The organism is Alteromonas sp. HB246098, assembly GCF_054890645.1.
On the sequence record NZ_JBTZUG010000001.1, the window covers coordinates 609963 to 633355 of the forward strand.

Annotated in this window: 27 protein-coding genes, 1 tRNA gene and 1 pseudogene; 17 read left to right on the top strand and 12 right to left on the bottom strand. The window is 41.5% G+C overall.

Features of this window, described 5'->3' with window-relative positions:
* Positions 1 to 125 precede the first annotated feature (125 nt).
* The 6 genes from ACYTPF_RS02485 to ACYTPF_RS02510 all read left to right on the top strand — a co-directional run bounded on the left by ACYTPF_RS02485 (position 126) and on the right by ACYTPF_RS02510 (position 5511).
* The gene (locus ACYTPF_RS02485; RefSeq protein WP_461851096.1) at positions 126 to 731 is read left to right on the top strand and encodes a hypothetical protein; all 606 of its coding nucleotides are present in this window, start codon (positions 126 to 128) and stop codon (positions 729 to 731) included.
* Positions 732 to 968: 237 nt separating this feature from the next.
* On the top strand, positions 969 to 1619 hold the full coding sequence (locus ACYTPF_RS02490) for a hypothetical protein (protein WP_461851097.1): 651 nt from the start codon (positions 969 to 971) through the stop codon (positions 1617 to 1619).
* Between the two features lie 17 nt (positions 1620 to 1636).
* A complete protein-coding gene (locus ACYTPF_RS02495) occupies positions 1637 to 2338 on the top strand; it encodes a hypothetical protein (protein ID WP_461851098.1) in 702 nt (233 codons plus the stop codon).
* 88 nt (positions 2339 to 2426) lie between these two features.
* Positions 2427 to 2930, top strand: coding sequence for a hypothetical protein (locus ACYTPF_RS02500; protein ID WP_461851099.1), 504 nt, complete (start codon positions 2427 to 2429; stop codon positions 2928 to 2930).
* Positions 2931 to 3078: 148 nt separating this feature from the next.
* Positions 3079 to 4131 (top strand): helix-turn-helix transcriptional regulator, encoded by a 1053-nt coding sequence (locus ACYTPF_RS02505; RefSeq protein ID WP_461851100.1) that lies wholly within the window; start codon positions 3079 to 3081, stop codon positions 4129 to 4131.
* Between the two features lie 42 nt (positions 4132 to 4173).
* Positions 4174 to 5511, top strand: coding sequence for a hypothetical protein (locus ACYTPF_RS02510; protein WP_461851101.1), 1338 nt, complete (start codon positions 4174 to 4176; stop codon positions 5509 to 5511).
* A 69-nt stretch (positions 5512 to 5580) separates the two neighbouring features.
* On the opposite strand, the gene ACYTPF_RS02515 is transcribed toward ACYTPF_RS02510, so the two are convergent.
* The 7 genes and pseudogenes from ACYTPF_RS02515 to ACYTPF_RS02545 form a co-directional block, all read right to left on the bottom strand.
* Positions 5581 to 6177 carry a hypothetical protein gene (locus ACYTPF_RS02515; RefSeq protein WP_461851530.1) on the bottom strand — a complete coding sequence of 199 codons (597 nt, stop codon included), beginning with the start codon at positions 6175 to 6177 and terminating at the stop codon, positions 5581 to 5583.
* Positions 6163 to 6660 (bottom strand): annotated as a pseudogene (locus tag ACYTPF_RS02520) (FtsZ/tubulin family protein); the annotation flags it as partial. The gene ACYTPF_RS02515 and the pseudogene ACYTPF_RS02520, both read right to left, overlap by 15 nt.
* Positions 6661 to 6778: 118 nt before the next feature.
* Complete coding sequence (locus ACYTPF_RS02525) at positions 6779 to 6943, bottom strand: hypothetical protein (protein WP_461851102.1); 165 nt, start codon at positions 6941 to 6943, stop codon at positions 6779 to 6781.
* 41 nt (positions 6944 to 6984) lie between these two features.
* A complete protein-coding gene (locus ACYTPF_RS02530; RefSeq protein ID WP_461851103.1) occupies positions 6985 to 7152 on the bottom strand; it encodes a hypothetical protein in 168 nt (55 codons plus the stop codon).
* A 75-nt stretch (positions 7153 to 7227) separates the two neighbouring features.
* The gene (locus tag ACYTPF_RS02535) at positions 7228 to 8079 is read right to left on the bottom strand and encodes an HD domain-containing protein (RefSeq protein ID WP_461851104.1); all 852 of its coding nucleotides are present in this window, start codon (positions 8077 to 8079) and stop codon (positions 7228 to 7230) included.
* 73 nt (positions 8080 to 8152) lie between these two features.
* Positions 8153 to 9373, bottom strand: a complete 1221-nt coding sequence (locus ACYTPF_RS02540) for an Arm DNA-binding domain-containing protein (protein WP_461851105.1) — start codon at positions 9371 to 9373, stop codon at positions 8153 to 8155.
* The gene (locus ACYTPF_RS02545) at positions 9366 to 9602 is read right to left on the bottom strand and encodes a hypothetical protein (protein WP_061485455.1); all 237 of its coding nucleotides are present in this window, start codon (positions 9600 to 9602) and stop codon (positions 9366 to 9368) included. Before ACYTPF_RS02545 ends, ACYTPF_RS02540 begins: the two co-directional genes overlap by 8 nt.
* Before the next feature lie 99 nt (positions 9603 to 9701).
* Between ACYTPF_RS02545 and ACYTPF_RS02550 the strand changes: the two genes are divergently transcribed.
* The gene (locus ACYTPF_RS02550; protein ID WP_083638399.1) at positions 9702 to 9923 is read left to right on the top strand and encodes a helix-turn-helix domain-containing protein; all 222 of its coding nucleotides are present in this window, start codon (positions 9702 to 9704) and stop codon (positions 9921 to 9923) included.
* 69 nt (positions 9924 to 9992) lie between these two features.
* Here ACYTPF_RS02550 and ACYTPF_RS02555 read toward each other — a convergent pair whose 3' ends face one another.
* Positions 9993 to 11198 (bottom strand): hypothetical protein, encoded by a 1206-nt coding sequence (locus ACYTPF_RS02555; protein ID WP_461851106.1) that lies wholly within the window; start codon positions 11196 to 11198, stop codon positions 9993 to 9995.
* A 630-nt stretch (positions 11199 to 11828) separates the two neighbouring features.
* On the opposite strand from ACYTPF_RS02555, the gene ACYTPF_RS02560 reads away from it, so the two are divergent.
* Both ACYTPF_RS02560 and ACYTPF_RS02565 read left to right on the top strand, forming a co-directional pair.
* On the top strand, positions 11829 to 12407 hold the full coding sequence (locus tag ACYTPF_RS02560) for a pYEATS domain-containing protein (RefSeq protein ID WP_461851107.1): 579 nt from the start codon (positions 11829 to 11831) through the stop codon (positions 12405 to 12407).
* Between the two features lie 216 nt (positions 12408 to 12623).
* Complete coding sequence (locus ACYTPF_RS02565) at positions 12624 to 13445, top strand: hypothetical protein (RefSeq protein ID WP_461851108.1); 822 nt, start codon at positions 12624 to 12626, stop codon at positions 13443 to 13445.
* A 251-nt stretch (positions 13446 to 13696) separates the two neighbouring features.
* Here ACYTPF_RS02565 and ACYTPF_RS02570 read toward each other — a convergent pair.
* The 3 genes from ACYTPF_RS02570 to ACYTPF_RS02580 all read right to left on the bottom strand — a co-directional run bounded on the left by ACYTPF_RS02570 (position 13697) and on the right by ACYTPF_RS02580 (position 15670).
* Positions 13697 to 13773, bottom strand: a tRNA-Val gene (locus ACYTPF_RS02570).
* 160 nt (positions 13774 to 13933) lie between these two features.
* Positions 13934 to 15007, bottom strand: a complete 1074-nt coding sequence (locus ACYTPF_RS02575; protein ID WP_179983003.1) for a patatin-like phospholipase family protein — start codon at positions 15005 to 15007, stop codon at positions 13934 to 13936.
* Between the two features lie 234 nt (positions 15008 to 15241).
* The gene (locus ACYTPF_RS02580) at positions 15242 to 15670 is read right to left on the bottom strand and encodes a MarR family winged helix-turn-helix transcriptional regulator (protein ID WP_461851109.1); all 429 of its coding nucleotides are present in this window, start codon (positions 15668 to 15670) and stop codon (positions 15242 to 15244) included.
* Between the two features lie 219 nt (positions 15671 to 15889).
* Between ACYTPF_RS02580 and hmgA the strand changes: the two genes are divergently transcribed.
* Both hmgA and hppD read left to right on the top strand, forming a co-directional pair.
* On the top strand, positions 15890 to 17185 hold the full coding sequence (gene hmgA / locus ACYTPF_RS02585) for a homogentisate 1,2-dioxygenase (protein ID WP_461851110.1): 1296 nt from the start codon (positions 15890 to 15892) through the stop codon (positions 17183 to 17185).
* A gap of 299 nt (positions 17186 to 17484) precedes the next feature.
* Positions 17485 to 18558: a 4-hydroxyphenylpyruvate dioxygenase gene (hppD, locus tag ACYTPF_RS02590; RefSeq protein ID WP_269916287.1), complete on the top strand. Its 1074-nt coding sequence runs from the start codon at positions 17485 to 17487 to the stop codon at positions 18556 to 18558.
* Between the two features lie 160 nt (positions 18559 to 18718).
* Here the strand turns inward: hppD and ACYTPF_RS02595 are convergent, their stop codons facing one another.
* The gene (locus tag ACYTPF_RS02595; protein WP_461851111.1) at positions 18719 to 19084 is read right to left on the bottom strand and encodes a VOC family protein; all 366 of its coding nucleotides are present in this window, start codon (positions 19082 to 19084) and stop codon (positions 18719 to 18721) included.
* Positions 19085 to 19694: 610 nt separating this feature from the next.
* Between ACYTPF_RS02595 and ACYTPF_RS02600 the strand changes: the two genes are divergently transcribed.
* The 6 genes from ACYTPF_RS02600 (at position 19695) to ACYTPF_RS02625 (ending at position 23279) form a co-directional block, all read left to right on the top strand.
* Entirely contained in the window at positions 19695 to 20084 is a 390-nt protein-coding gene (locus tag ACYTPF_RS02600) for an ACT domain-containing protein (protein ID WP_179982998.1), read from the top strand.
* A gap of 4 nt (positions 20085 to 20088) precedes the next feature.
* Entirely contained in the window at positions 20089 to 20589 is a 501-nt protein-coding gene (locus tag ACYTPF_RS02605) for a PTS sugar transporter subunit IIA (protein WP_179982997.1), read from the top strand.
* A gap of 233 nt (positions 20590 to 20822) precedes the next feature.
* Positions 20823 to 21170 (top strand): ArsC family reductase, encoded by a 348-nt coding sequence (locus ACYTPF_RS02610; protein ID WP_461851112.1) that lies wholly within the window; start codon positions 20823 to 20825, stop codon positions 21168 to 21170.
* Positions 21164 to 22300 carry a succinyl-diaminopimelate desuccinylase gene (gene dapE, locus ACYTPF_RS02615; protein ID WP_461851113.1) on the top strand — a complete coding sequence of 379 codons (1137 nt, stop codon included), beginning with the start codon at positions 21164 to 21166 and terminating at the stop codon, positions 22298 to 22300. Before ACYTPF_RS02610 ends, dapE begins: the two co-directional genes overlap by 7 nt.
* A gap of 14 nt (positions 22301 to 22314) precedes the next feature.
* Entirely contained in the window at positions 22315 to 22995 is a 681-nt protein-coding gene (locus ACYTPF_RS02620) for a M15 family metallopeptidase (protein ID WP_461851114.1), read from the top strand.
* A gap of 14 nt (positions 22996 to 23009) precedes the next feature.
* A complete protein-coding gene (locus ACYTPF_RS02625) occupies positions 23010 to 23279 on the top strand; it encodes a DUF2897 family protein (protein WP_461851115.1) in 270 nt (89 codons plus the stop codon).
* Positions 23280 to 23393: the final 114 nt, after the last annotated feature.

Here is a 23393-nt window from a genome sequence, read left to right on the forward strand (position 1 = left end):
CATTAAAGCGTTAAGTCTCTGAGCTATATATAAAAGTGCAATATGGCAATGATGGTTCTGCCTAAAGCCTTGCAGAGGCCTATACAGTTAAAGTCAGTTTTCTATCGAAATAAGGATGTGTACTTATGAGCTTACAAAGAATAAGGCCAGCCAAGCAAGGAGAGCTAGATGGTGCCTGCGGCTTTTATGCCATTGTTAACGCTATCCACGCACTTGAGCCCAGCCTTGATAAGCCTGAACTTTTTAGTCAAGTATTGGCCGCATTCCTAAGAGATGGCGACTATATGAGTTATTTTAATGGTACAAGACGGGGGACCATAAAGAATACGCTAAGCCGAGTGCTAGACTACCTTAATTCCCATTTCGATATTTACCACGATAAAACTCAAGAACTCTATGAATTTGACTTTTCTATTCCATATTGGTTAAACGACACGTCGCGCAATAGAAAACAAGTACTTGAGCAGATAGCTCAAGCGGATAATGCAAAAAACTGTGTGTGCATTGTTGGCTACGACCATCAGACGGGAGGCCATTGGTCAGTTGTTAAGAAGGTTTCTGACAAAGGCTTACATATGCTCGATTCCGATAACGAAAAAAGTATCATTCCACTTGATGAGCTTACTATTGACAGTTCTAGAAACCCTGGCCCATCGAAACCGTATAACTTTACGTCAGAAGATATTTTTGTAATCAGAAAAAAATGGCTTGGTGAGTTTAGAGTTTTATAGAACAGCCGCTTTCAAAATACAATTCAATTACCAACTCAATTGACACACCTTTGTGTAACCACCAGTTTAAAGGTTTCAACCCATCTACCAGGTTGATTTATAATTTCACACAGCGAAACCAAACACAATAAAAATACAAAATTGAATTCAAATATGTATCAATTATTGTGCTTTTGGTGTATATTCACCTACGTAAACTTCGTTAAACAAATACGTGGAACAAAGGAGTCTAATTACGTGGCAATAACCGCAAAAATGACTATCGAAGTCACTGGCAATGCTGATGAGGTCGCCCTCTTTTATCAGAAAGTTTTCAATACATCGGCTTTACCAGCAGAGAACTCTGGATCGCAAGCTACTTCAGTGAGTCTCAATATTGATGACGATAAGAAAAAGCAAAAAATCGTGAACGCGATGAAACAATTTAATCAGCATGGAATTTTGCTAATTGTCGCGGTTTTGAGTACAGCCAAAGAGTACGCTCAACGTGAGGATGTGTATTCCTATGCAAGCTTTTCAGATATCAAACACTGGTATGAGGAAAAGAAACTCAAAATCAACGAACGTCAAATATCCAATCGAGTTGGCGCACTCAACAAGCAAACAAGCAAGTTAGAGATTGCTCCGATGGCCACGATTTTCAAAGATAGCTTTGAGACTATTGTACGTGTTCCACTTTGGGTAGATGAGGTTATTAATGCCTATGCTAATGAAATAAATGCAGATGAAGATGTACCCGAGAAGTTCGAAGCTTACACAGCAAGTACTTGGCACCAATTCTTATGCGAGATCTACGATGTTAAGTTAATTACCGATGAACTCACCGTTGATGAAAATAACGACGATGGCTTAGATGCATTAAGAAATTTCGTTAGCGCTGAAGATTAATCAAGTTGGAGACAACCATGTCAGATTATCCGAATCTAAACAAAGAACTTTTACAGTGTATCGTCGCAGAAGAATCTATTTTGCATAACTTTTTTACAACGCTATCAGAGCAATACCAAACGAATCGATCTGAAATCACGCTAAAAAATATTGCCAAGTACATGAATGCCAGAGGACTTTACAATGAGCCCACCAACCGCTTACTTTGGAAAGCACTTGGCAAGCTAGAAGGATGCAACTGTGGTAAACGCATTAAAGGCTCACGGAGCAATGTAGCAAGATTTAAGTTTTTTTACGACATGCTGGATTTAGCTGAGATAGCACTTTACCCCGACAACCAAAGCCACGAAGATTCGTATCGTGACGTGCAAGCCGAAACATCACCAGAGCCGACTGTTGAAACCGACGATGTGCATGACAACGACTGGTACAGCCATTCTCTCCTTTTAAGGCGTCACTATGATTTCAATATCGAGTTGCCTTTTAAATTTACCGAATCGCAAGCAAGAAGACTTTCTGACTTAATAAACTCTGCGGTTATGTCTGAAGACGATGAACCAGATGAATTGAGCGCAGACGAAATTGATTTAACGTTTTATTTAGACGCGCAAACACCCATTGACATTGCATTGCCCGCAGATTTGACTCAATCTGAATCATCCAGATTGTCAAGCTTTTGCCATAGTCTGGCCCGCGTTAGCGACTTTGACGGCTTTTAAAAACAGACAGTAAAGAACCGACTAACTGTCATTAATCGCCGCGTGTGTCGGCTAATCGAACTTTGATTTTAAGTAAACAGGTAATGTGATGAAAAGAGTGTTTTGGGTTAACGTAAACAGCAGCTTCAGGGAAGTCGTAGACGGAAGTTTTTTATGGGCACCAAAACTCGGTGTGCGTAAAGATGGGATTACTTTTAAAAGACCAGGATGGGAGCAGCTGAAAAAAGTCTCTCCTGGCGATATTGTCTTTATGCACCGCAAACAGCACATTGTAGGCTTAGCAACTGCGACATCCGCGATGTATGGCAGTGAAATCCCAGGAACGCGTAAACCAACCAACCCTAATTATTTGGGCAACAAGATTGATATAACTATTCGTTTATTGCAGACGCCTGTAAGCACGGAAGACTTTAAAGACGACTTTATTCTCAATTACAATAAGCAATGCATGCCACTGCTATTTAACAAAGAAAATAACGTCACACAGTCATACCTGTATGAAATGCCCATTGCTGCGGCTTTTTATCTTAGTGACGCGCTTGGCTCACAGTTCCCAGCGTCCATCTTATCCGCTCTTAAAAATGATGATTGAGCCTTTCCTATCAACCAACGTTTAGAAGCTAAATCTTGGTTTTTAACATCGTCGATAAATCAAAAAGCGTTTCAGCATGCGACAATTCTTGTCGCATGACATCTCTATGCTACAGTGAAGCCTTAATTGTAAAAGCCAGTTCTCCCTAATGAGTGCATTTCAACGCAAGCTCGACATTCTTCAATTTGTGCCTTCTGCTCCTAGAAAAGTTTCAAGCCGCCAAATTTTTGAAAATTTACAAAACTGTGGACATCACAATATCGATATGCGCACAGTACAGCGGGACTTAGTGAGTCTAGAAAACATTGGCCTATTTGGGTTAGACGTTGATAAGCGTTCCAAACCCTACGGCTGGTTTATAAACGCTAATTTTAAGAAGCTCAATTTAAGCTTGATGGACGGCAATACCGCTCTTGCATTCAAGGTGCTTGAACAGTCCGGTGCCACACTACCAAATTCTACGCTTAAAGAAATGCAGCCTTACTTTGCAAAAGCGAGCCAGGTCTTAGCGCAAGATAATGATTCTTTACTGACAAACTGGCTAAGATCTGTAGCCGATTCGCAAGTTTCCCAGCCGCTCATTCCACCCGAAATCGATGCTGCTTCGTTTGAACGATTAAAAAGCGCAATTTTTTTTAAAAAACAAATCTCTGCCGATATTAAGCGTATTTTTAGTGGCGGCAACAAAACTGTTTGGAAGCACTACGACAGAGTTAACCCTATGGGGCTGGTTAAACAAGATGGCCGCCAACTCTTTGTCTGCACTTTTGGTTCGCTGCACAAAAGACGCTATGCATTGCCGTTACAGTTTATTAGAAACGTTACCGTCACCGATGAAGACTGCCAACAAGAATTCGGTGAACAAGAAAATATTCAAACCTTGTCAGCTAACAACAAAGAAGACATTAAGCTTCAGCTATTGGTTAAAAATAATTCTTTATTTCTACTTCACGGCTACAGACTAAGTAACGACCAAGTCATTACGCAATCTATTCAGGCAGATAAATCTCTGCTGACTGCGACAGTTAAAGATACTAATAAATTACGAGCGTTTTTGAGGGGCTTGGGCGACAACATAGAGGTCATCGCCCCTCAAAAACTGCGGCAGTATTTTGTTGAGCTTTCTGAAAGGTTATATATGACTTATTTGAAGGAAGTTGATACATTGAATCAACGTGTTAGTAGCAAATTGAGCAATTAATCACGCATCTAAGAAAAGATTTTATAGTCAGGGATGAATCGCATGAAAGAAAAATTTCTATCAAATATACAGCTAAAAAAGCTCCTTTCTGAAGCAACAGAAGACGAAAGGTTAGCAATAACCAAAATACTGGACAGTAACGCGAATAGAGCCCTGAGTTCGGCAAAGCTCCAAAATAAGATTTGTCGAGAAGGCGGCCATGGTCTGGTTAACTTTTTCAGAAACCAGGGCACAGGATACTTAGATATACTCGACGATGTTGTTAGTGAATTAGACATTAAAGGACTTCCTAGTTATCAGTCGAAATTGCAGTTTATTGACGAAGTTGAACAATTAAATTCTGAGGGTTCAAAATACAACGAAGCTACAGCGATCCAGGAAGGCTTAAGCTATTGCGAGCAAGCAGAACTCAAAGTTATACAAGAGCTAATTAAACGCTCTTATGAGTATTTACAAAAACAAAAAAATAAAGTAGAGCAGGCTTACCGTGATTCAATTGACACAAATAATGAATTGATTGCAAAACGTGAAAAAATACTTGAAGAGCTATACAAAAGGTATGACGAAGCAAAGGATTTGTTTAGAGAACTTTATCAGTCTTCAGAATATTTCACATTGATATGGATTTGTATGCACCAAGACGACTGGGTTTGGCCTTATCTCGAATTAGTATCGCAAAATCCTTGCTTGACACAAGAAATGGTAAACAATAATGAACCTCGTATACTAAAAGCTAAAAGCATGATAGGAACAATTTATTCAGTGATCGAAGCTGACAAGCGTTACAATTTTGCGTTAAAAAATACTAAACCTACACAGTCTTACTTCAAAGACTTTTTCAGTACAGTTTTTCAACAAACATTGCAAGATAACGATATTGAAAATGAATTTAATGAGTTAGAGAGGAGGTGTAACACGTTATATAGAGAAATTACCGACACCATAAAAACGAAGTATTTCTATTCGAAAAAAATCATTCACGAAAATGAGCGACAGGAGTCTTTACTTTTAGAGTTAAATAAGCTGAAGAGACAACTAGAGGAATTCGATAACTCAATAAATCAAGTTGTGAATGAGTTTGGAGATAAAAACCACTCAGGATTAGTTGGCACGGCTGGACTAATGGCTATCGCCAACTTGGGAGGTTTTGCCACATATACGCTTCTTACATCTTTTATGAGCGCTGTCTCCTTTGGAACCCTCGGTTTTGGAGCTTATACAGCAGCTACCTCTTTGCTCAGCATTGCTATTGGTCCTGTTGGCTGGATAGCTTTAGGTAGCTACGCAGTCTTTAGTCTAGGAAAGCCTTCTATGTCAAAGCTAATGCCTATAGTGGCGACAGTTGGTGCTATTAGACAACGTATAAAATACGAAAACTAACCACACACTAACGCAACTCAAATATATCAATGACCAGTAACTTTTGCTCATTGGATACCTAGAGCAATGCTATTCCCTACCCTGCAACCTAACAAAGGCAGGTATATCCAAGTATGCGGCGGCATTTTTGGATGATGTTGAAGCAGTTGCTTGCTTCATGGGTATAACATTTTTCTCTTGTTCGAAGTTTTGAGCCTCAGAAGGCACACCCGTAGCGATAACCAAGACTTCACCAAAATGGGGTAGTTCTGGAGATAAGGTCACGCCTGTGATAATAAGAGTTTGAAGGCCATCAACTAAAGATTGGAGTGTCGCTAACATTTCTTCATACATTGCTAAGCTGGGCTCTTCTCTACACGTAAGCTGCGTAATAACACCTTGCGCCCCAATTATATTTTGTTTGTCGACTAATGGGTTCTCTAGGGCATGTTTTAATGCTGAGCTTAATGAACTGTCATCTTCAGCTATACCCACACCTAGCGCAGTATCCCCTTCTAGAGAGAGAATGTGACTGAAATCATTAATGTCGACGTTGATATAACCCGTGTTCGTGAGCATTACGATAATGGCTTCGACAATTCTGTGCATTTGAGTGTCACAGTGACGAAATGCAGAGAGAAGCCCTACGGTTTCATCTAGTGCAGAAAGCAATGAATCGTTAGACATAACGAGTGTTGCGTTAGCTTTGCTTTGTATTGTCTCAAGCGCGTTTCTAGCAATGTCGCTTCGCTTGCCTCCCTCAGCTTTGAAAGGAAGCGTAACAAAGCACATCACATCGATATCACTCTCTTTGGCTAAATCAATCAAGATTGGCGTTGCACCGCTTCCAGTGCCACCTCCCAGGCCAGCGATAATGATAATAAGGTCAGCATCTTTTATTAATGTGACTAAGGCATCTTAACTCTGAATGGCGGCGTTACTAGCTACATCCGGGTCAGCACCGGCTCCATATCCCTTTGTTGTCGCCTCACCTATCAATACCACTTCATGATTTGTACACCTATGCAAAGCAGCGATATCAGTATTAACAGAGCTAAACCTGATATTTTCATGTGAACAAAGACTGGCCATGTTGCTTACCGCATTGCCACCACAGCCTCCCACACCAATAACGTGAATATTAATTTGTTCAGTTCTAATGTTTTGCATGTGCTTACTTTTAAAAACTAATGGCAGGTAAGCATGAAACAACTATGCGGCAAAAAATGACGCATTGGATTGATGACTGCCTATTCGATAAGTTCCATAGGCGTTTTAGACACCAAAACTACTCCTCATCATCAGAGTCTTTTTTGAATAAAAAGCCAATACCTAAAATGATAACCGCGGTAAGGAGGGCGAAAGGCACTGCCAATCCAGATTCAAGAATTTGAGTAAGATAGTCCATAATAGAACCTCTGATAGTAAGTTTTGATTGAGCTACAAGCTTCATCGATATTCTCGCTCCCGGTGGATTGAGGTTTGCTTACGAAGCTATTTCTTATCTTTGGGCACGGTGTGTTTGATGTCTTTAAATTGCTGCATAGATTTCCACAACGCCCTCTGAGTTTCTTTGCGGTGCAGAGCAAATCGCACAATGCCGTCTCTATCAAACTCAATATGCTGCAAGTCGACAGCATGCTCTTTATCTTTGTCTGTCATAACTGTTACTCCTGATGGAAGGCCCTATTAGCCTCTTTTAGAGCTACGATAATGCTACTTCATAAACTCGCTACTTTATGAATGTTCCTTTGAGTCTTCTCTATCAAATCGTTGTATCTGAGAAGCGATATTTAGCTTGGTGGAATACCTAAACTGTTCTTTCTCACAAGTCCAGATATGGCGCAATATATCAGCATACCTAGGGTTTGTTTTAGAAAGTAGTTTGAGCGCTGAAGCACAAAGCTCTAACGTTAACGAATCATGGTTTACAATGGTTCCTGTAGCGGTGTAGATCATAGATTCAGATAATGTAACGGTTTTGCCTATATCGTGAAGGAGCGCCCCAACAATACCTAAAGCCTTTTCTTCTTTTCTACCAACCATGTTTTTCGCAAATAACTCAGCCACTCGTATGCTGTGTCTTAACAAGCCACCAATATAGTTATGATGATAATTCAAGCTTGCTGGATTTCGAAGAAATGGCACCATTATTCGGCTTTGAATTAAAGTGTGCGCAACGAAGCGTCTGAGCGCTTCACACTCAACGCACTCTACTATTTTAACCAAGCGCGCTACATCTTCATGATTCGCCGATGCATCTCTAGGAATTAAACGTATATGCCTGTACTTTTCTGGAATTTCATCAACAGCATAGATAAAGTCAGCTACATATATCTCGCTAACGGTTGTTTTTACTTTCGTTGCTTCAACGTGAACAAACCCAAAGTGAAAAAGGCGTTTTGTATCGCAATCAATCTGCGTGGCTATTATCTCAAACTGGGTAAATGCATCCATTAACGTAATCACCCAATACGGTTTACCATGCTGGTTAAACCTAACTACGAAACCAGCCATGCAGTAAAAACCTTTAAAGCGAGAAAGCTTTTTCGCTTCTGAAAGCTCCGGCTGCAATGAATCAATTTTCATCGTTCTGCCCTCTTTGTTGATACCAGTATAAGCCCCGAACTAATTAACCTTTACAGTGTATTAAGTGCTAAAACTATAAGTGTTGGCTGTTCTCACATAGAACGTTTGAAAGTAGTTGCTCGAACGCAGAACCATCTCTTCGAGTGAGGTTTGGTACGTAGCGGCTGTAAATCTCAAATAGCATTTTTGTATTTGCGTGCCCCATTTGACGTGCTATCCACTCGGGCGCCTCGCCTGATGCTAGCCACAAGGTTGCAGCGGTATGACGAGTTTCATAAGGCCTACGGTATTCCATTCCGATTTTTTTCAATGTTGGTTTCCAAATCCGGTCTCTTACATTGCCATGATCTAGAGGGTTACCTTGGGAGTTCGGAAAAACAAACTTCCCATCACCAGAAACGTCCAACTGATTTTGAAGCGCTTCTTTCACTAATGTCGACATTTGAATGTCGCGCATAGAGCCGCGAGTTTTGGTTGAATCCATTCGACCTTGCACAAATGTCTCTCTGATACTTATCGTGCCCAAGTCAAAGTCAACGTACTTCCACATCAAGCCATCAATTTCAGCTGTCCTCATGCCAGTAAAAAAGCGCACTGTGTAGTAATTCCGAAAGTCGACACGCACTGTTTTCAAAAACGTTAGCACTTGTTCTAGTGAAAATGGATTAACATCTCGACGGTCTACGCGAAGCGGCGCAATATTTTCAAATTGGCAGCGGAAACCAAACCTGTCAGCAGCCTCGCGTAAAATCATTCGAAGGGGTGTCATGATGTGATTTACAAAGTCGGTCGAAAGTTGAGTACCATCAGCTTTTGGCTGCATCAGTTTGGCTCGGTACTTCAAAATAGTCGGGCGATCTATTTCGCTAACATCAAAACCCGCAAACTCTTTAGTGAGATACGAAAACACATAAATTCTCATGCTGTTGACGTAGCTTTGTTTCCAACGTACTTCGTTTTCAGAAAACCATTCTTGAGCGAAGTCCTCAAACGCCCTATTATTGTGTCCTTGAAGAGCGTTGGACGCTTTTTGATACGTAGCCAGCATCGCTCGCTTTATGCGGCTTGCCTGTTCGTCTTCTTTGACAAAATTCTGAGCCTTTTTAGAGTCAGGAAAATAATCGCTGTACACAAAGCATTTTAAGCGGATATCTGACTCAATTTGCTTAAGTAGCTTTTCTAACTTCTTCCTATTAGCCCGCGTATCTGGCAATGCAGTTTGCTCTCTACATCGTGCATTTAAATACCTGAAATCAAGATAAAGCTTAGATTCACGAACATTGATACTACCCATGACACACTCTCCCCGATGCCATGGGAATGTATGTAGCGTTGCGGACCGCACTTTCATACAAATACGCTTCTACCTCTTCCCAAATGTATAGAATTTTTCTACCATTGAACGGTCGAATGTAATGCTTACCTTCGATGAAAATTGAGTCTCGCAGCTCCGCATTGATATAGTTGGCGCTAAATTTAATTCGGGCTGAGAGTTCTTTTGCTGTGAGTAACGTTTGTTTCATAAAGGCCTCCTTTGACCTGTTTTCGTCTTCACAAGACAAATATACAAGTCATTTTTCGTCTTATCAAGACAATTTTGTGTATTTTTTGGTAAACGTATTTTGATCAAGTACAAGATAAGAGAGCTGGTAAAACAGAAATCCGAGCAAGAAGGCAGAAAAATAACACTGTCGTTTCTAGCAAATGAGGTGGGTATTCAAAGCTCAGCTATGAGTAAAATAGCCAATAACACTGGCTATCACACCAGCATCACCACGCTAGAAGCTTTGTGTAAATTCTTCGATTGTAAAATTGAGGATGTGATTGAGTATGTGCCGGATTAGACTTTCCTCTTTTAATTGAAAGCTATATAGGTGTCTCACTATTATTCGGTAAGAAGGTGTACAACCTTGCTATTTTCGATTTCTTTTTCTAGCATTTGAAGCAGCTTTTCTTTTCCTGCTTTGCGCTTTCTTGTGATTTTCTTTGGTTGAAGTTGATTCGCGTAATTTTATATTTTTTTGATTGTTTTTTTTCTCATTCTGGTGAGATGACAATTCTTCACAAAATGAGAATAGCTCGTCCTTATAAACAAGGTTTGGAGTGATCTGGCGTGCTTTACCTGATACGCAAACAAGTATAAATAATTCTCCATCGTGTGTAGGTAATAGCTTTTCATTTATTTGGATGGCGTGCTGCTGTAAGGCCGCCAACTCTTGCTTAATGTTGAATTGCCGTACATTAATATCTTTCATTTCATCATCAAGGATGACTGCAGCACCCATATAGTGCGGCAAAGAGGCAGCGAGTTCTATAAATTCATTTTTACTGCCGATAAGCTCCATAGCCATTGTTTTATGCGCATCTACCAGATACTCAAAACCTGGGGGAACTTCAGTTTGAAGCAACGTGTAGCCTAAGTAGTTTAGGCCGGTTGTAGTTATATTTTCGAATTCATCCCTGGTTTCCAGTTTTCCACTACCAAGTGGAACTAGATTCTCCATAAATTTGTCCTTTTCAAAAGGAAAAGGGATAGGCTCTACTGGTACATAATGGCTCATGCCAGCACGGGTTTCTTCATTGTAGGAATCTTGTATGGTGGAATAACCTTCCCCTGATATAGATAGTCTCAACGGAAGTAGCTCTTCATAGAGTTTTGCAATGAAATTAAAAACAACTGGCTCTAGATCATAGTAATCTCCATAAGGTATTAACTGACGATTAATAGCTTCAAGTTTAGCCTGCTCCTGTGCGTAGTTTAGCAGCGGCTTCTCAGAATTGATCGCTCGCTTCACTTCGTTTTTATTTATTAGACATAGTTGGTAAAGACTTATATGGAAACGCAAAAACTCCGGAGCAAGCTTTTCGAGATCATATGTATAAACACCACCGAAGAAATCTCCTGTATGAACTGAGTAGTTACGTAGCGCTTTAAGCAATAAAAATTCATCTATATTTTGAAGCCCTTCCTTTTTTCCCGGAACAATTTTTAGCCTTTCGTGAAGTTTATAAGACTCTTCAAGAATGTTGTTCAATTCTTCGAGACCACGATATTTAACGTGCCTAACACGAGCATCAAATAGGCGTTTTGCTGATTGTTCGATTGTCGTTAATTTCATTTAACATCCTTGTACTAACTTAATTTCAACTATTGTTATCGCAAAGTAACCTCAAATACATAATAATTACAATTGCTAATTACAATTATTACTAACTAATTTATAAGACAGATCGACGTTGTCTGAGGGGGTCTCTGTGGGAGCTGAAACGTAAGTGAAACTGATTGGATATTATTTGACCACGGTCACGGGTTTATACTCAATAACTATTGTGAACAGGGATTTCATTGCCACATATGATTAAGTAGCCTACTCGTGCGATATCTCAATAGCGCGTTTAATCATCGGAGTGTATAACTTGAGTTAATAGTTCATAATAACAGATCTATGTAATTTAGTTTCATACAATACCACAACCTAGCAATAAGTATCGGTGAAACTTTCAGCATGGATAGAAGATCCAATTGCTGAGACAATATCGTGGTGGAATAATTGACTAATCTCATAGAAATCAAACTGATTTTCGGGGAGAAATTCAACTCACTTTAAGAAATAAAATTTTGTTGTAACGCCCCCCTGTAAAAAAACACTGTGCTATGCAAGCCATATAAATACGAAGTGGCATACGTTCAACATGGATGTCCACATTTAATAAGTAAGACCATTTATGTCACGGACGGAGGGTAAACAATGGAAATTAGCCAGGTGATTGAAGTCGTTTTTAAGATCATTGAATTTTGCTTAATAGGGTTTGCGCTTTTCTTCGCATGGAACCTTTTTATGCACTCAAAAAATTCAGGGGGTGGTTTTTCTCTAAAAGTTAGTGAGTATGTAGAGCTATCTGTCGAGCCAGCAAGTGTTGCCATAGGAGCAGGGCAGCCAGCGCAGACTGAGCTAGTTGAAGCAGAAAAAATTCCTGCAGACTACGTCTTTCTGAACCACATTTCTTTTCTGCGAGAGGAGAAGCAAGCAGAATTTCAAGCAAGAACTGGTTTAACCGGAATCCCGCATTACGATATTAGAGTTGTTGTAGATTCTTACTACAAAGGAGCATTGGATAGAGTCAAATACGTTGAGTATTTCTTGCATAAAAGTTACGAAGAACCCATACAAACTAGATCGCGAAAACAAAATAGATTCCTTTTAAAAGAATTGGCAAACGGTGAGTATGTACTTCAAGCTAAGGTATACTTACGAGACAGACAAGAGCCTTTCCTATTACAGAGATATATTACTTTGTCACTAGATAAAAACTATATCAGAACTTAAGAACACACTCGCGTCGGGCCTCAGTTACGCGCCGATGCCCACTATTCGTTCATCTTCGAGTGCCTTCGAGTTTTTTTAACAGTGCCGGGGGCGTTTAATTTTTCTCACTTCACTTATTCTTTCTATAGGCCCACTTTTAGTTTCTCGGTTCGATAGTTTTTGAAAAGCTCAAAAATTAACACACAGTTGTGGAATTTAACTGAAAGGAGTAATTCCATGACATCTCATGTATCTAATAATAAGCAAGTTGAAGTACAAGGTCAGGTTTATGACAGCTTGTCTGCTGCAGCCAGAGCCTTTGGATTAAATAGCGATAAAGTGCTCGAACGAGTCCGCTGCGGATGGAATATTTATGAAGCGCTTGAAATTGTAGAGCGAAAACTGCCAACGATGAACTATCAAGACCGTATAGAACAATTTGCGGCTCAGGAGAAAATTAAAGCAGGTAGCGTAGGTAAATGTTTATCTTTAAGGCGAAGACGCATTAGAGAGTGGCTTGATTTTCCCAGTCACTCCCCTACTCGACATAGCAATGCCTTAATCGTCACAGATTCAGAAGGGCGCACATTTAGCAGCTTAAAAAAAGCTTCTGCTGAAAAAGGCATGCATCGCTCGACATTAAAAAGCGGCTGCTTAAAGCTCGTAAAAGTGAAGAAATACGCCTTTGAATCAGAAATGTCTATTTCCGCAGAATCCATATTACTTTTGTGCGCTCATCCAAATTTACGGTTAAAAGACGACTTATTCTCTTCTGATGGCCACTTCTTGCTTTTAGATAATCAAGTGCGCCTGCATTTATTCTTCAGAAATACTGGAGATAATGAATATATTGCATTTGCATCGATTGATGGGGTCACGTTGTTTAATGTTAACTGCGCGACAAACGGTTACGGCATATTTTCAAACAGCATATTATTTCGTAACGCCACTTCACAAAAACCTCATGAAAAAACAGCATTGCACAATTTAATGCGTGGTTGTGCGAAGCAGAATTGGGAAATATTCTTGGGTGACTTTGTTAAATACAAAATGCCGTAATAGGAAATCTGTATGACTTTTTAACGGCAAATAGCTAGGGAGTGAAGTCTAGATTTGGTCACGGATGGTCACGAATTGTGACCACGCGTGACCATCCTGACAGTATTCATCTGTTTTCAGAGGAAAAAACGAAAAGAAACAGAAATTCTGAAAAAGCTGCTTAATTCCGATTAATTCAATGTCGTCAATCAGTTAAGAAATTCAAATATTTTTAAAATAACGACGGAAAAAACTTTTGGAAGAAAAATAGATGGTGCGTCTACCCTGATTCGAACAGGGGACCTCTACCATGTCAAGGTAGCGCTCTAACCAACTGAGCTATAGACGCATATAGAATTGTGTTGCACCTGTAAGGTGGGCGAATGCCGGACAACGGCGCGTATAATACTTAGCATAGGCGCCACCTGCAAGAAAAACTTATTAAAAGAAGGTTCAAGTGACTAATTTGACAGCAATTAGCCATTTACCTAACAATTAACCAGTCCGTTTTATATCATATTAAATGGAAGCGGCTTGATAGCGTCCACTAAGGTTCCGTCGTTTACAGCACGCATAAAGTATTCACCCAGCCTGTCGGTCTCCTTTAGTACCGTTTGCCAGTATTTAATGCGCGTGTCAGCATCGAGCACTTCAAAATCTTTCCTGTCCGGAATTTTGCTGTAAGGTAAATTTGCTACAAAAGAAGCTGAAGGGACTAACATCACCACATTATCGTAGCTCGAACTATGGGGCACCCTACCCTTTAAGCCCTTATCGAACCATCCCGGGATAGGTTTATTGTAAAAGTGCGGATACAGCACTAAACCTTCATCCGGTCCAAACGACAGATCAAAATGGTAGTCGATAATACCGCCATCGCGATACATACCTACAGGCGCACCTTCAATTTCCGGTACACCTTCGATCACAACAGGAATTGAACCCGATGCTAGTAATGCTGTGTGTATGTTTCCCTGTGTCAGCTCATGGTACTTTGTAGGCAGCTGGTATGGGTCGTTAATAGCAAAGTCCGTATTCGGAGTAGAAAAGACATAACGTGTGTATAAGCGCGACAAATTTTTGCGATTAACCGTGTTAGCCGCTGCGCTCATAGCTAAGCCCGAAAGCTGTCTGAATTTACTTTCAAAGCGGGTAGCGCCTAAACACTTAGCAACAATAAGGTGGGCTTTGAAGCGAGAGTTAGACAGCACCTCTTGCTTGCCTACTTCGTTTACCATTTCTTTCAACAATTCTTCAGCTTTAGCGGTAATTTCTCTCGGTGTTGGTTTTTCGCTGTACGTTGTTGTCGAGTAAGACGTCGCTAGACGGTTTATGGCAGCCAAGGGGTCGTCTTGGACAGCGCAAATTGCTCGAAACGCACCTGCTGATGAGCCTATAACATGTATTTGATGGTCAATATTGGCAAACCATTCAGGAAATAGCACGCGGTCTAGGCCCGCTAGTGAAAACCATTTAGGGCCGCCAGAAGCCCCCAGGAAGTAACTAAACAACTCGGGCGTAAACCCGTTTTTCATTATAGTTTCACGTGCTTTCTTACCTGCATATATGTCTAAGGGTGCCACTCAATTTCCTTGCTAAGTTTTTTAGATGAAGCTTCAATACAAGCTTTACTACAAGCGCTAATTAATAGCGATTTTTTACATACCTCTAGGGCAACAAGCCGCAATTAGTAAACGCCTAAGCTGCACCATTTAATAAGTTCAGGGGAATTTAACAGTTAGAGGGGTAAAAGTAACCTTTATGGCGATAGCCTCACATCTGCTCAGACCAGACTTAACAGGGATTTCACCCGAATTTTAAGGCCTGAGTGCATCTATCACTTTTAGAAATATTTGGTACTCATCGTCAGTGATATTTTCTAAGCGCTTATTTTGCCAGCGAGTGATTTTTGGTAACAAGGTTTGATAAATTTGTTCTCCTTTTATGGACAGTGAAATAAGCGTGGCACGCTTATCATCTGCACAGGCACGTTTATGGATAGCGTCTCGTTTCACCAGTCGCTCCAACGCTCGTGAAACTTGAACCTTATCGAGACGCGTTGCCATAGCGAGTTCTTTTGCTGTTAGCGAAGCCTCTGGCGCACTATCATTCGTAGCGCCTAACGTGGCAATGATACGCCACTGTGGATTGGTGAGCTTATATTCAGCGTATTCCTTTGCGAGGGACTCACTTAAATCGCTTGCTAGCATGGCCACCTTATAGGCAAGCATATCGTCTAGCTTCATGTGCTACTTCCTTTGTAAAAGCAAGCCTGTTAACGCTTAATACAATGTGTGTAAAGCTAGCGTACCGAAACCTGCTTTACCTTTATCACGCCAACCAGACACGCATTATTGATTTACATTTCATTTACCTCTAGCCTAAATCACATAGTTTCATTTGCAACTACTTTATTATTGGTCTGGGAGCAGAGACTAACACTGGCCCTGCCTATTGGAGCGTATATGGATAACTTGTCTTATTTAACGGGCTTTAACAACGAACATGAAACTGAAGCGCTGCCAGGCGCACTTCCTAAAGGTCAGTTCAGCCCGCAGAAGGTGAACTATAAGCTCTATGCTGAACAGTTTAGCAGCACTGCATTTACCGCCCCTAGGGCTGAGAATCGCCGCAGCTGGATGTATCGCCTACGTCCATCTATCGCAATGGGTGACTTTAAAAGAGTTGATAATGGCCTGGTGAGAACTGCGCCAGAGACTGACGTGCATTGTCCACCTAATGTATTGAGATGGAGTCCGGTGCCTCTTCCTGAACAAGAGATTGATTTTGTAGATTCGCTCATCACCATTGCCACTAACGGGGATGCTAAGACGCAAGTGGGTATGGGCATACACTGCTACAGTGCTAATGCTAATATGCAAAACCGTGTTTTCTATTCATCTGATGGTGAAATGCTTATTGTCCCTCAGCTTGGCGATATGCTCATTACCACCGAATTCGGCAAGCTCAATTTGTCTGTGGGTGAAATTGCGGTTATCCCTCGAGGTGTTCGTTTCGCTGTTGACCCAACTAATGGAACAATTCGTGGGTATGTATGCGAAAACTACGGCCACCCTTTTGTATTGCCCGAACGCGGCCCGGTTGGCGCAAATGGCTATGCTAACCAACGAGACTTTTTTTACCCCACGGCTTGGTTTGAAGATAACGATACGCCTCATACCATGGTCAACAAGTTCTGCGGTAACCTATTTGAAGCCAAACTTGATCATTCCCCTTTTGATGTAGTGGCTTGGGTAGGTAATTCTGCGCCTTACAAATACGATCTTTCTCGTTTTAACGTAATAAATACCGTAAGTTTCGATCATCCTGACCCGTCTATTTTCACCGTGCTAACCTCACCGTCTGAGCTAGAGGGTACAGCGAACGTAGACTTCGTTATTTTTCCACCCAGGTGGATGGTAGCGGAAAATACCTTTCGCCCACCTTATTACCACAGAAATATCATGAGTGAATTTATGGGGCTTATTGAAGGGACGTACGATGCAAAAGAACATGGCTTCGTGCCGGGTGGTATGAGCCTTCACAACTGCATGACGCCACATGGACCTGAAGCTGAAGTTTTCGAAAAAGCATCTAACGCTGAGTTAGCACCCGAACGCTACGAAAACACATTGGCGTTTATGTTTGAGTCTCGCTATGCCATTGCTCCGACGGAATTTGCTTTAAATAATGACATCCGCCAACAAGACTATTTGGCGTGTTGGAAAGGTCTTAAGAAATATTATGATGGGCAGAAGTAAGCGAGCTACTTCCCCTTATCTTAGCTAGTATTAAAAGGTTTACTCGTTTTATTACCTGTATCAATTTATGAACACAGGCATCAGCCGCAAAACTTGTTATATTTGCATTATGTTCAACAGGTTAGAGCAAAATCATTTGCTTTAACCTAGCGTTACAACCGCAGGTGAAAACTAAACGTTACAGCCTCGCTTTCCATCATTAAAACGGTCATGCGCACCACCTATTGCCTGATTTTTCACTGCAGCCTTACAATCGAGTAACAATTATAAAATATGATTTACGTTGAGGATGTATTGCTATGGCTGATTTGTTTGAAAACCCAATTGGATTGGATGGGTTCGAATTTCTAGAGTTCACTGCGCCAGAAAAAGGCATACTAGAGCCTATCTTTGAAGCAATGGGCTTTACCCTTGTTGCACGCCACAAATCAAAAGACGTTGAGCTATGGCGTCAGGGCGACATCAACCTGTTGAGTAACTACGAAAAAAACTGCCATGCAGGCTACTATGCTGAAGAGCACGGTCCTTCAGCGTGTGGCATGGCTTTTCGCGTTAAAGATTCCCAGCACGCTTATAAAGAAGTACTTTCTCGCGGTGCCCAGCCTATGGACACACACACAGGCCCAATGGAATTGAAACTACCCGCAATAAAAGGTATTGGTGGCGCTATGCTGTACCTTATTGACCGTTATGAAGGCGAGAACACTATCTATGATATCGACTTCAACTGGGTTGAAGGGGTAGATCGCCATCCTGAGGGATGTGGATTCCACACCCTTGACCACCTTACCCATAATGTATATCGCGGTCGCATGGATTTCTGGGCAGGGTTTTACGAAAAGCTATTTAATTTCAGAGAAATTCGCTACTTCGACATTAAAGGCGAATATACTGGCCTGCTGTCGAAAGCTATGACAGCGCCAGACGGTAAAATTCGTATACCGCTAAACGAAGAAGCGGTTGGCGGTGGCGGCCAAATCGAAGAATTTTTAATGAAGTATAACGGTGAAGGTATACAGCATATCGCTTTCGCTTGTGACGATTTGGTAGCGTGCTTAGATAAGCTGAAAGCAAGAGGCATGAAGTTTATGACCCCTCCGCCCAATACCTATTATGAAATGCTAGAAGAGCGCCTACCTGGTCACGGTGAAAACGTAGACGAACTTCAAAAACGCGGTATTTTGCTTGATGGTACTACCGAGAATGGTGAACCACGCTTGTTACTTCAGATTTTTTCTGAAACCGTATTTGGCCCGGTGTTCTTTGAATTTATTCAGCGCAAGCAAGATGAAGGTTTCGGAGAGGGTAACTTCAAAGCCCTGTTTGAATCTATTGAACGGGATCAAGTTAACCGCGGTGTGCTGAACAAGTAAACGCCTCGAACTGAATGAGTAATCTCTTCGCGCTAGGCGAGTAAAATCGCTTAATAGGCTATCTAGAAAGGCAGCGAGTAGCTCTACACGCTGCCTTTTTTATTTTTCGTTTTGCTCTCTTAGTGCGCTATTTCTAATTGTGGTGGTATTAAACCCCTGTTTAACTTTGCCCTTTTTCATAAAGCGCACAAGCAGCACCACTTGGGTCAAGGATCACACAGAAGCTGTCTTTGCCATGGTGACGTATGTCACCCACCTGCTTACCGCCCTTTTCAGTGACCGCATTTAACGCTGACTCAAGATTTTCCACCGTAAAATAATTAATCCACCCGCCGGGATACTGCGCATTAACACCTTGCTTATGACAAATACCGCCTACTGGCGTGCCGTCAGGCTTCAGCATGACGTAATCATTGTAGCCCCCCATATCAATAGGTTCTTTCTTCCATTTCATCACAGCTTCATAAAAACTGACGAGTTCATCTGCATTTTCTACAGTAATATCGCACCATGAAGAATCTGACATTGTCTTTTTCTCTTTTGTTAGAGTTAGGAATAAGGTCAATCGCTTTGGTCAAAGCTTGCGCTAAACGTGCAATATAACTGTTTTGCTATAGCTGTTTTGTTATAACAGAATCATGCTTTTGCTGTGCCTTGATCCAAACATTGACCCAAAACTTAACTTAAATCTTGTTCCTGCACATTGGAGTAAACCCTCCGCCTTGTTTCTGACTCTAGTACGTTCCGAAATATTTGTTAAATAAAAGATCGATTTAACTTACTCACGGTTTCAAACAACAGTTTTTAAGCGGCAGATCCCCGGTTAGCCGCCGCTTCTTAATGTTCTAAATTTTTTAAAAAAGTGACGCTTGTCAAGCTAAGAAATTGCAAAATGACCAAACATTTTTTATTTTAGTTGTAGACATGGCCTGTGGAAAATGCTTGTTAATTTGAGAATGTTATCCACTGACCATTGTTTGTACAGTTTATTTAATCATTTAATATCAGTAACTTACAATAAGACCCCAAACTACTCAACAAACTTATCCACAGATTAAGTGGATAACACGTAGCACTTAATCACAGTTAGTGGTTTAATGTGAATATCTTCGAAGTTATCTTTTTTCCGGTTTTTCATGCCAAAACAAACACTGCTAGTTAGAGAATCTTTGTTTACAATTCATAGCTTGGATCCAGAAAGTGATATCCCAGCTTCTGTACTCAATAGCCCATTATTTTTTCTAGGTAAAACAGAAGATGAGTTGTCTATCGTTGTGCCAGATTCTATCAATGTTCCCTCCCTTGATAGCGATGAAGGTTGGCGTGCCCTTGAGTTGCTAGGACCTTTACACTTGTCTATGGTAGGGATCATGGCACAAATAGGCGAAGTATTAGCATCAGCTAAAGTCGCAATTTTTGTCGTTTCAACCTTTGATACCGATTTCTTCTTAGTAAAAGATAACAAACTAAAAGATGCTATCAGCGCTCTTAAAGGCGCGGGCTATACCGTAAATCAGGACATTTAAAATAGTGAAAGCTAAGCAATTACAGTGCCCGCCAGAAAGTTTTGCCAAGCAATTCGTCACCTTAAGTCCGTTTTCGGGGCAGGTAGTATCGCTCTCAGATATTGATGACCCTTTCTATAAAAATGGGCTTATGGGGCCAGGTGCCGCTATAAGTTCTAACTCAAATACCGTGATTTCGCCTTTCGCTGGCAAAGTAATTAATATTTCGCCCTTAGACTACGCTATAGATATACAGTCTACTGCTGGTCTTAAATGCAAAATTAAATACGGCGGTGACACAACTTCTCTGCATGGCGCACAATTCGTTTGCGCGTTAAAGCGCGGAGAGCAAATTAAACCAAAACAGGTACTTTTTACCGTAAATGCCGCATGGCTGAAACAGCGTGGTGTAAGCAACACTTGTGCGTTAACTTTACTTAATGCCCAGGCGCTTATCGGTGTATTGCCCACTCACCAAAAATTTGTAGAAGCCGGTGAAGACACACTTCTAACACTCTATCTATAACTTCATTCTTAACCTAAATATAGGCTTTAACCTTCCAAAAACCATCGCGAGTGAGTTTAACAACGTATCAACTGCTTGTATGATGTAGCAAATAAGAAAAGTCGACAGCTGAAATCCTGTTGGTGCTCAAGACGCGCTTCGCGTTTTCTTCTTATGCACCGGCATAAATACTGGACTTAATGGCACGCTAGTAACTGTGCCTCTATCAACAAAGTAGTACGGAATAAATCACCATGAGCACAATCCTTTATGGGATCCCTAACTGTGACACCATCAAAAAAGCGAAGAAATGGTTAGCAGATAACGATATCCCGTTCACCTTTCACGACTACCGCAAAGACGGTATCGACAACGATTTCCTTGTACGCGCTGAGTCTGAGCTTGGCTGGGAAACCATGTTAAACAAACGTGGAACAACCTATCGCCAGCTAGAAGAGCAAGAAAAAGCAAGCTTAGATAAAGACAAAGCGCTCGCTTTGTTAGAGCTTCATCCAGCTATGGTTAAACGCCCTATTCTTTATCACAACAATGCTTTTTACATTGGTTTTAAGCCTGCACAGTATGAGGAAATATTTTGTTAAACGACTCTGTTATTGAAATTGCTAAGCAACTCATAAACCGCCGCTCAGTAACGCCAGAAGATGCGGGCTGCCAAGAGGCCATGGGCGAGTTTCTAGGCGCTCTGGGGTTTGATAATGAAACTATGGTGTTTGAAGACACCACTAACCTTTGGTCTCGCCGAGGTAAAGAAGGCCCCGTATTTTGTTTTGCTGGCCATACCGATGTGGTACCAAGCGGCCCAGAATCGGCTTGGAAAACACCACCTTTTACCGCGACAGAAGTTGATGGCTATTTGCACGGCCGCGGCGCTGCCGACATGAAGGGTAGCCTTGCTGCTATGCTAGTCGCCACTCGTGAATTTGTGAACAAGTACCCAGATCATAAGGGGAGCATTGCTTACCTTATTACGAGCGACGAAGAAGGCCCATTTATTAACGGTACTACACGCGTTATCGACACCCTAGAAGCGCGAAATGAAAAGATTGACTGGTGTATTGTTGGTGAACCCTCTTCAACAGACGAAGTCGGTGATATTGTCAAAAATGGTCGTAGGGGCTCATTAACGGGTGATTTAGTTGTTAAGGGAGTGCAAGGCCATGTTGCCTATCCTCATCTAGCTAACAACCCTGTGCACAGCGCCATGGCAGCGCTTGATGAATTAGCAAAATCACACTGGGATAACGGTAACGACTTCTTTCCGCCCACCAGCTTTCAGATTTCAAATATTCACGCAGGTACAGGGGCAGGTAATGTAATACCAGGCGAACTTCACGTTTGCTTCAACTTCCGCTTTTCAACAGAAGTGACCGACCAACTTCTTATTGAACGTGTCACTGCTATTTTAGACGCCCACGATTTTGAGTACGAGATAAACTGGACCTTTAATGGACAACCATTTTTGACCGATACAGGCGCGCTATTAGAAGCAACCCAAGGTGCGATTGCTGCAGTTAAAGGTACACCTACAGTACTCTCTACTGCTGGCGGCACATCTGATGGACGCTTTATTGCGCCCACGGGAGCACAAGTTATTGAGCTAGGCCCGGTCAACGCCACTATTCACAAAATTGACGAGTGCGTAAAAATGGCTGACCTAGAGCAACTTGCCGATATGTATTTCGGTATTTTAGAACGCTTGCTGGCTAAATAGTTTTTTTGTCGTACATGAATCAGATACCTCAACAAGCATGGCTCGGCCAGCACAACGACTACCTTGTTGATGCTGGCAGTGGCCATAGGCTTCATCAAGACGTCATTTCGCCCTTTCTTGCTATGCAAGATGCTGCGCACAATGACGGTATAGACTTACAGTTAGTCAGTAGCTTTCGTGATTTTGATAGGCAAACCGCCATTTTTAACCGCAAGTGGACGGGGCAGGCGCAGCTTCTTGATGTTAACGGCGAAGAACTTCCTTTCGAAACGCTAAGTGACAATGAAAAACTCCATGCAATTTTGACCTGGTCTGCGCTACCTGGCGGCAGTCGTCATCATTGGGGTACCGACATTGACGTTTACGATAGAGCTGCTGTGCACAATTGGGGCGGCGACTTTAACCTTGTAGAAAGCGAATACCTTAGTGGCGGCCCCTGCCATAACCTTTCTTGTTGGTTAGCTGATAATATGGATCAGTTCGGTTTCTACCGTCCATTCTCTGTCAATACTGGTGGTGTGGCCGTTGAACCTTGGCATTTGAGCTTTAAAAGTACAGCAAGTACCTTTGAAGGTGCCAGAAACCTAGACGGTTTTACTCAAGCCATCGAACAAAGCGGTATAGAAGGTAAATCGTGTATTTTGCCCCAGCTGCCTAACTTGTATAATCGCTACGTTTTGAACAAAGGGCGCTAGCCTACGGAATTTTTATGAGTACTACTTGGGTCATTATCGTTATTGTTTTGGTATTAGGCGTAGTTATTGGAAATATTACGTTACTTAAATACAGCGCTAAGTTTAAATTCCCTACCCCCTCTAAGCCTTTTGATGATGAAGGTGATGAATATGATGACGAGTACGACAATCCAAATAAAGACGCTAGCCGCCCACATGCCGAGAATGAAACGGCGGGCGACCATGCTTCGTTGACACAAACAAATAATGGTAGTGGCGACAACGCCAAGAAATCCGTGAAATAGCTTTTTCATTCAACTCTATTATCGCTCATTACCGCCCTTTATCGATAGTGACGCTTGAAGCGAGCACCTAATCCAATTTTTTAGTTAGGTGCTTTTAGTCATTGTGTGCATCAA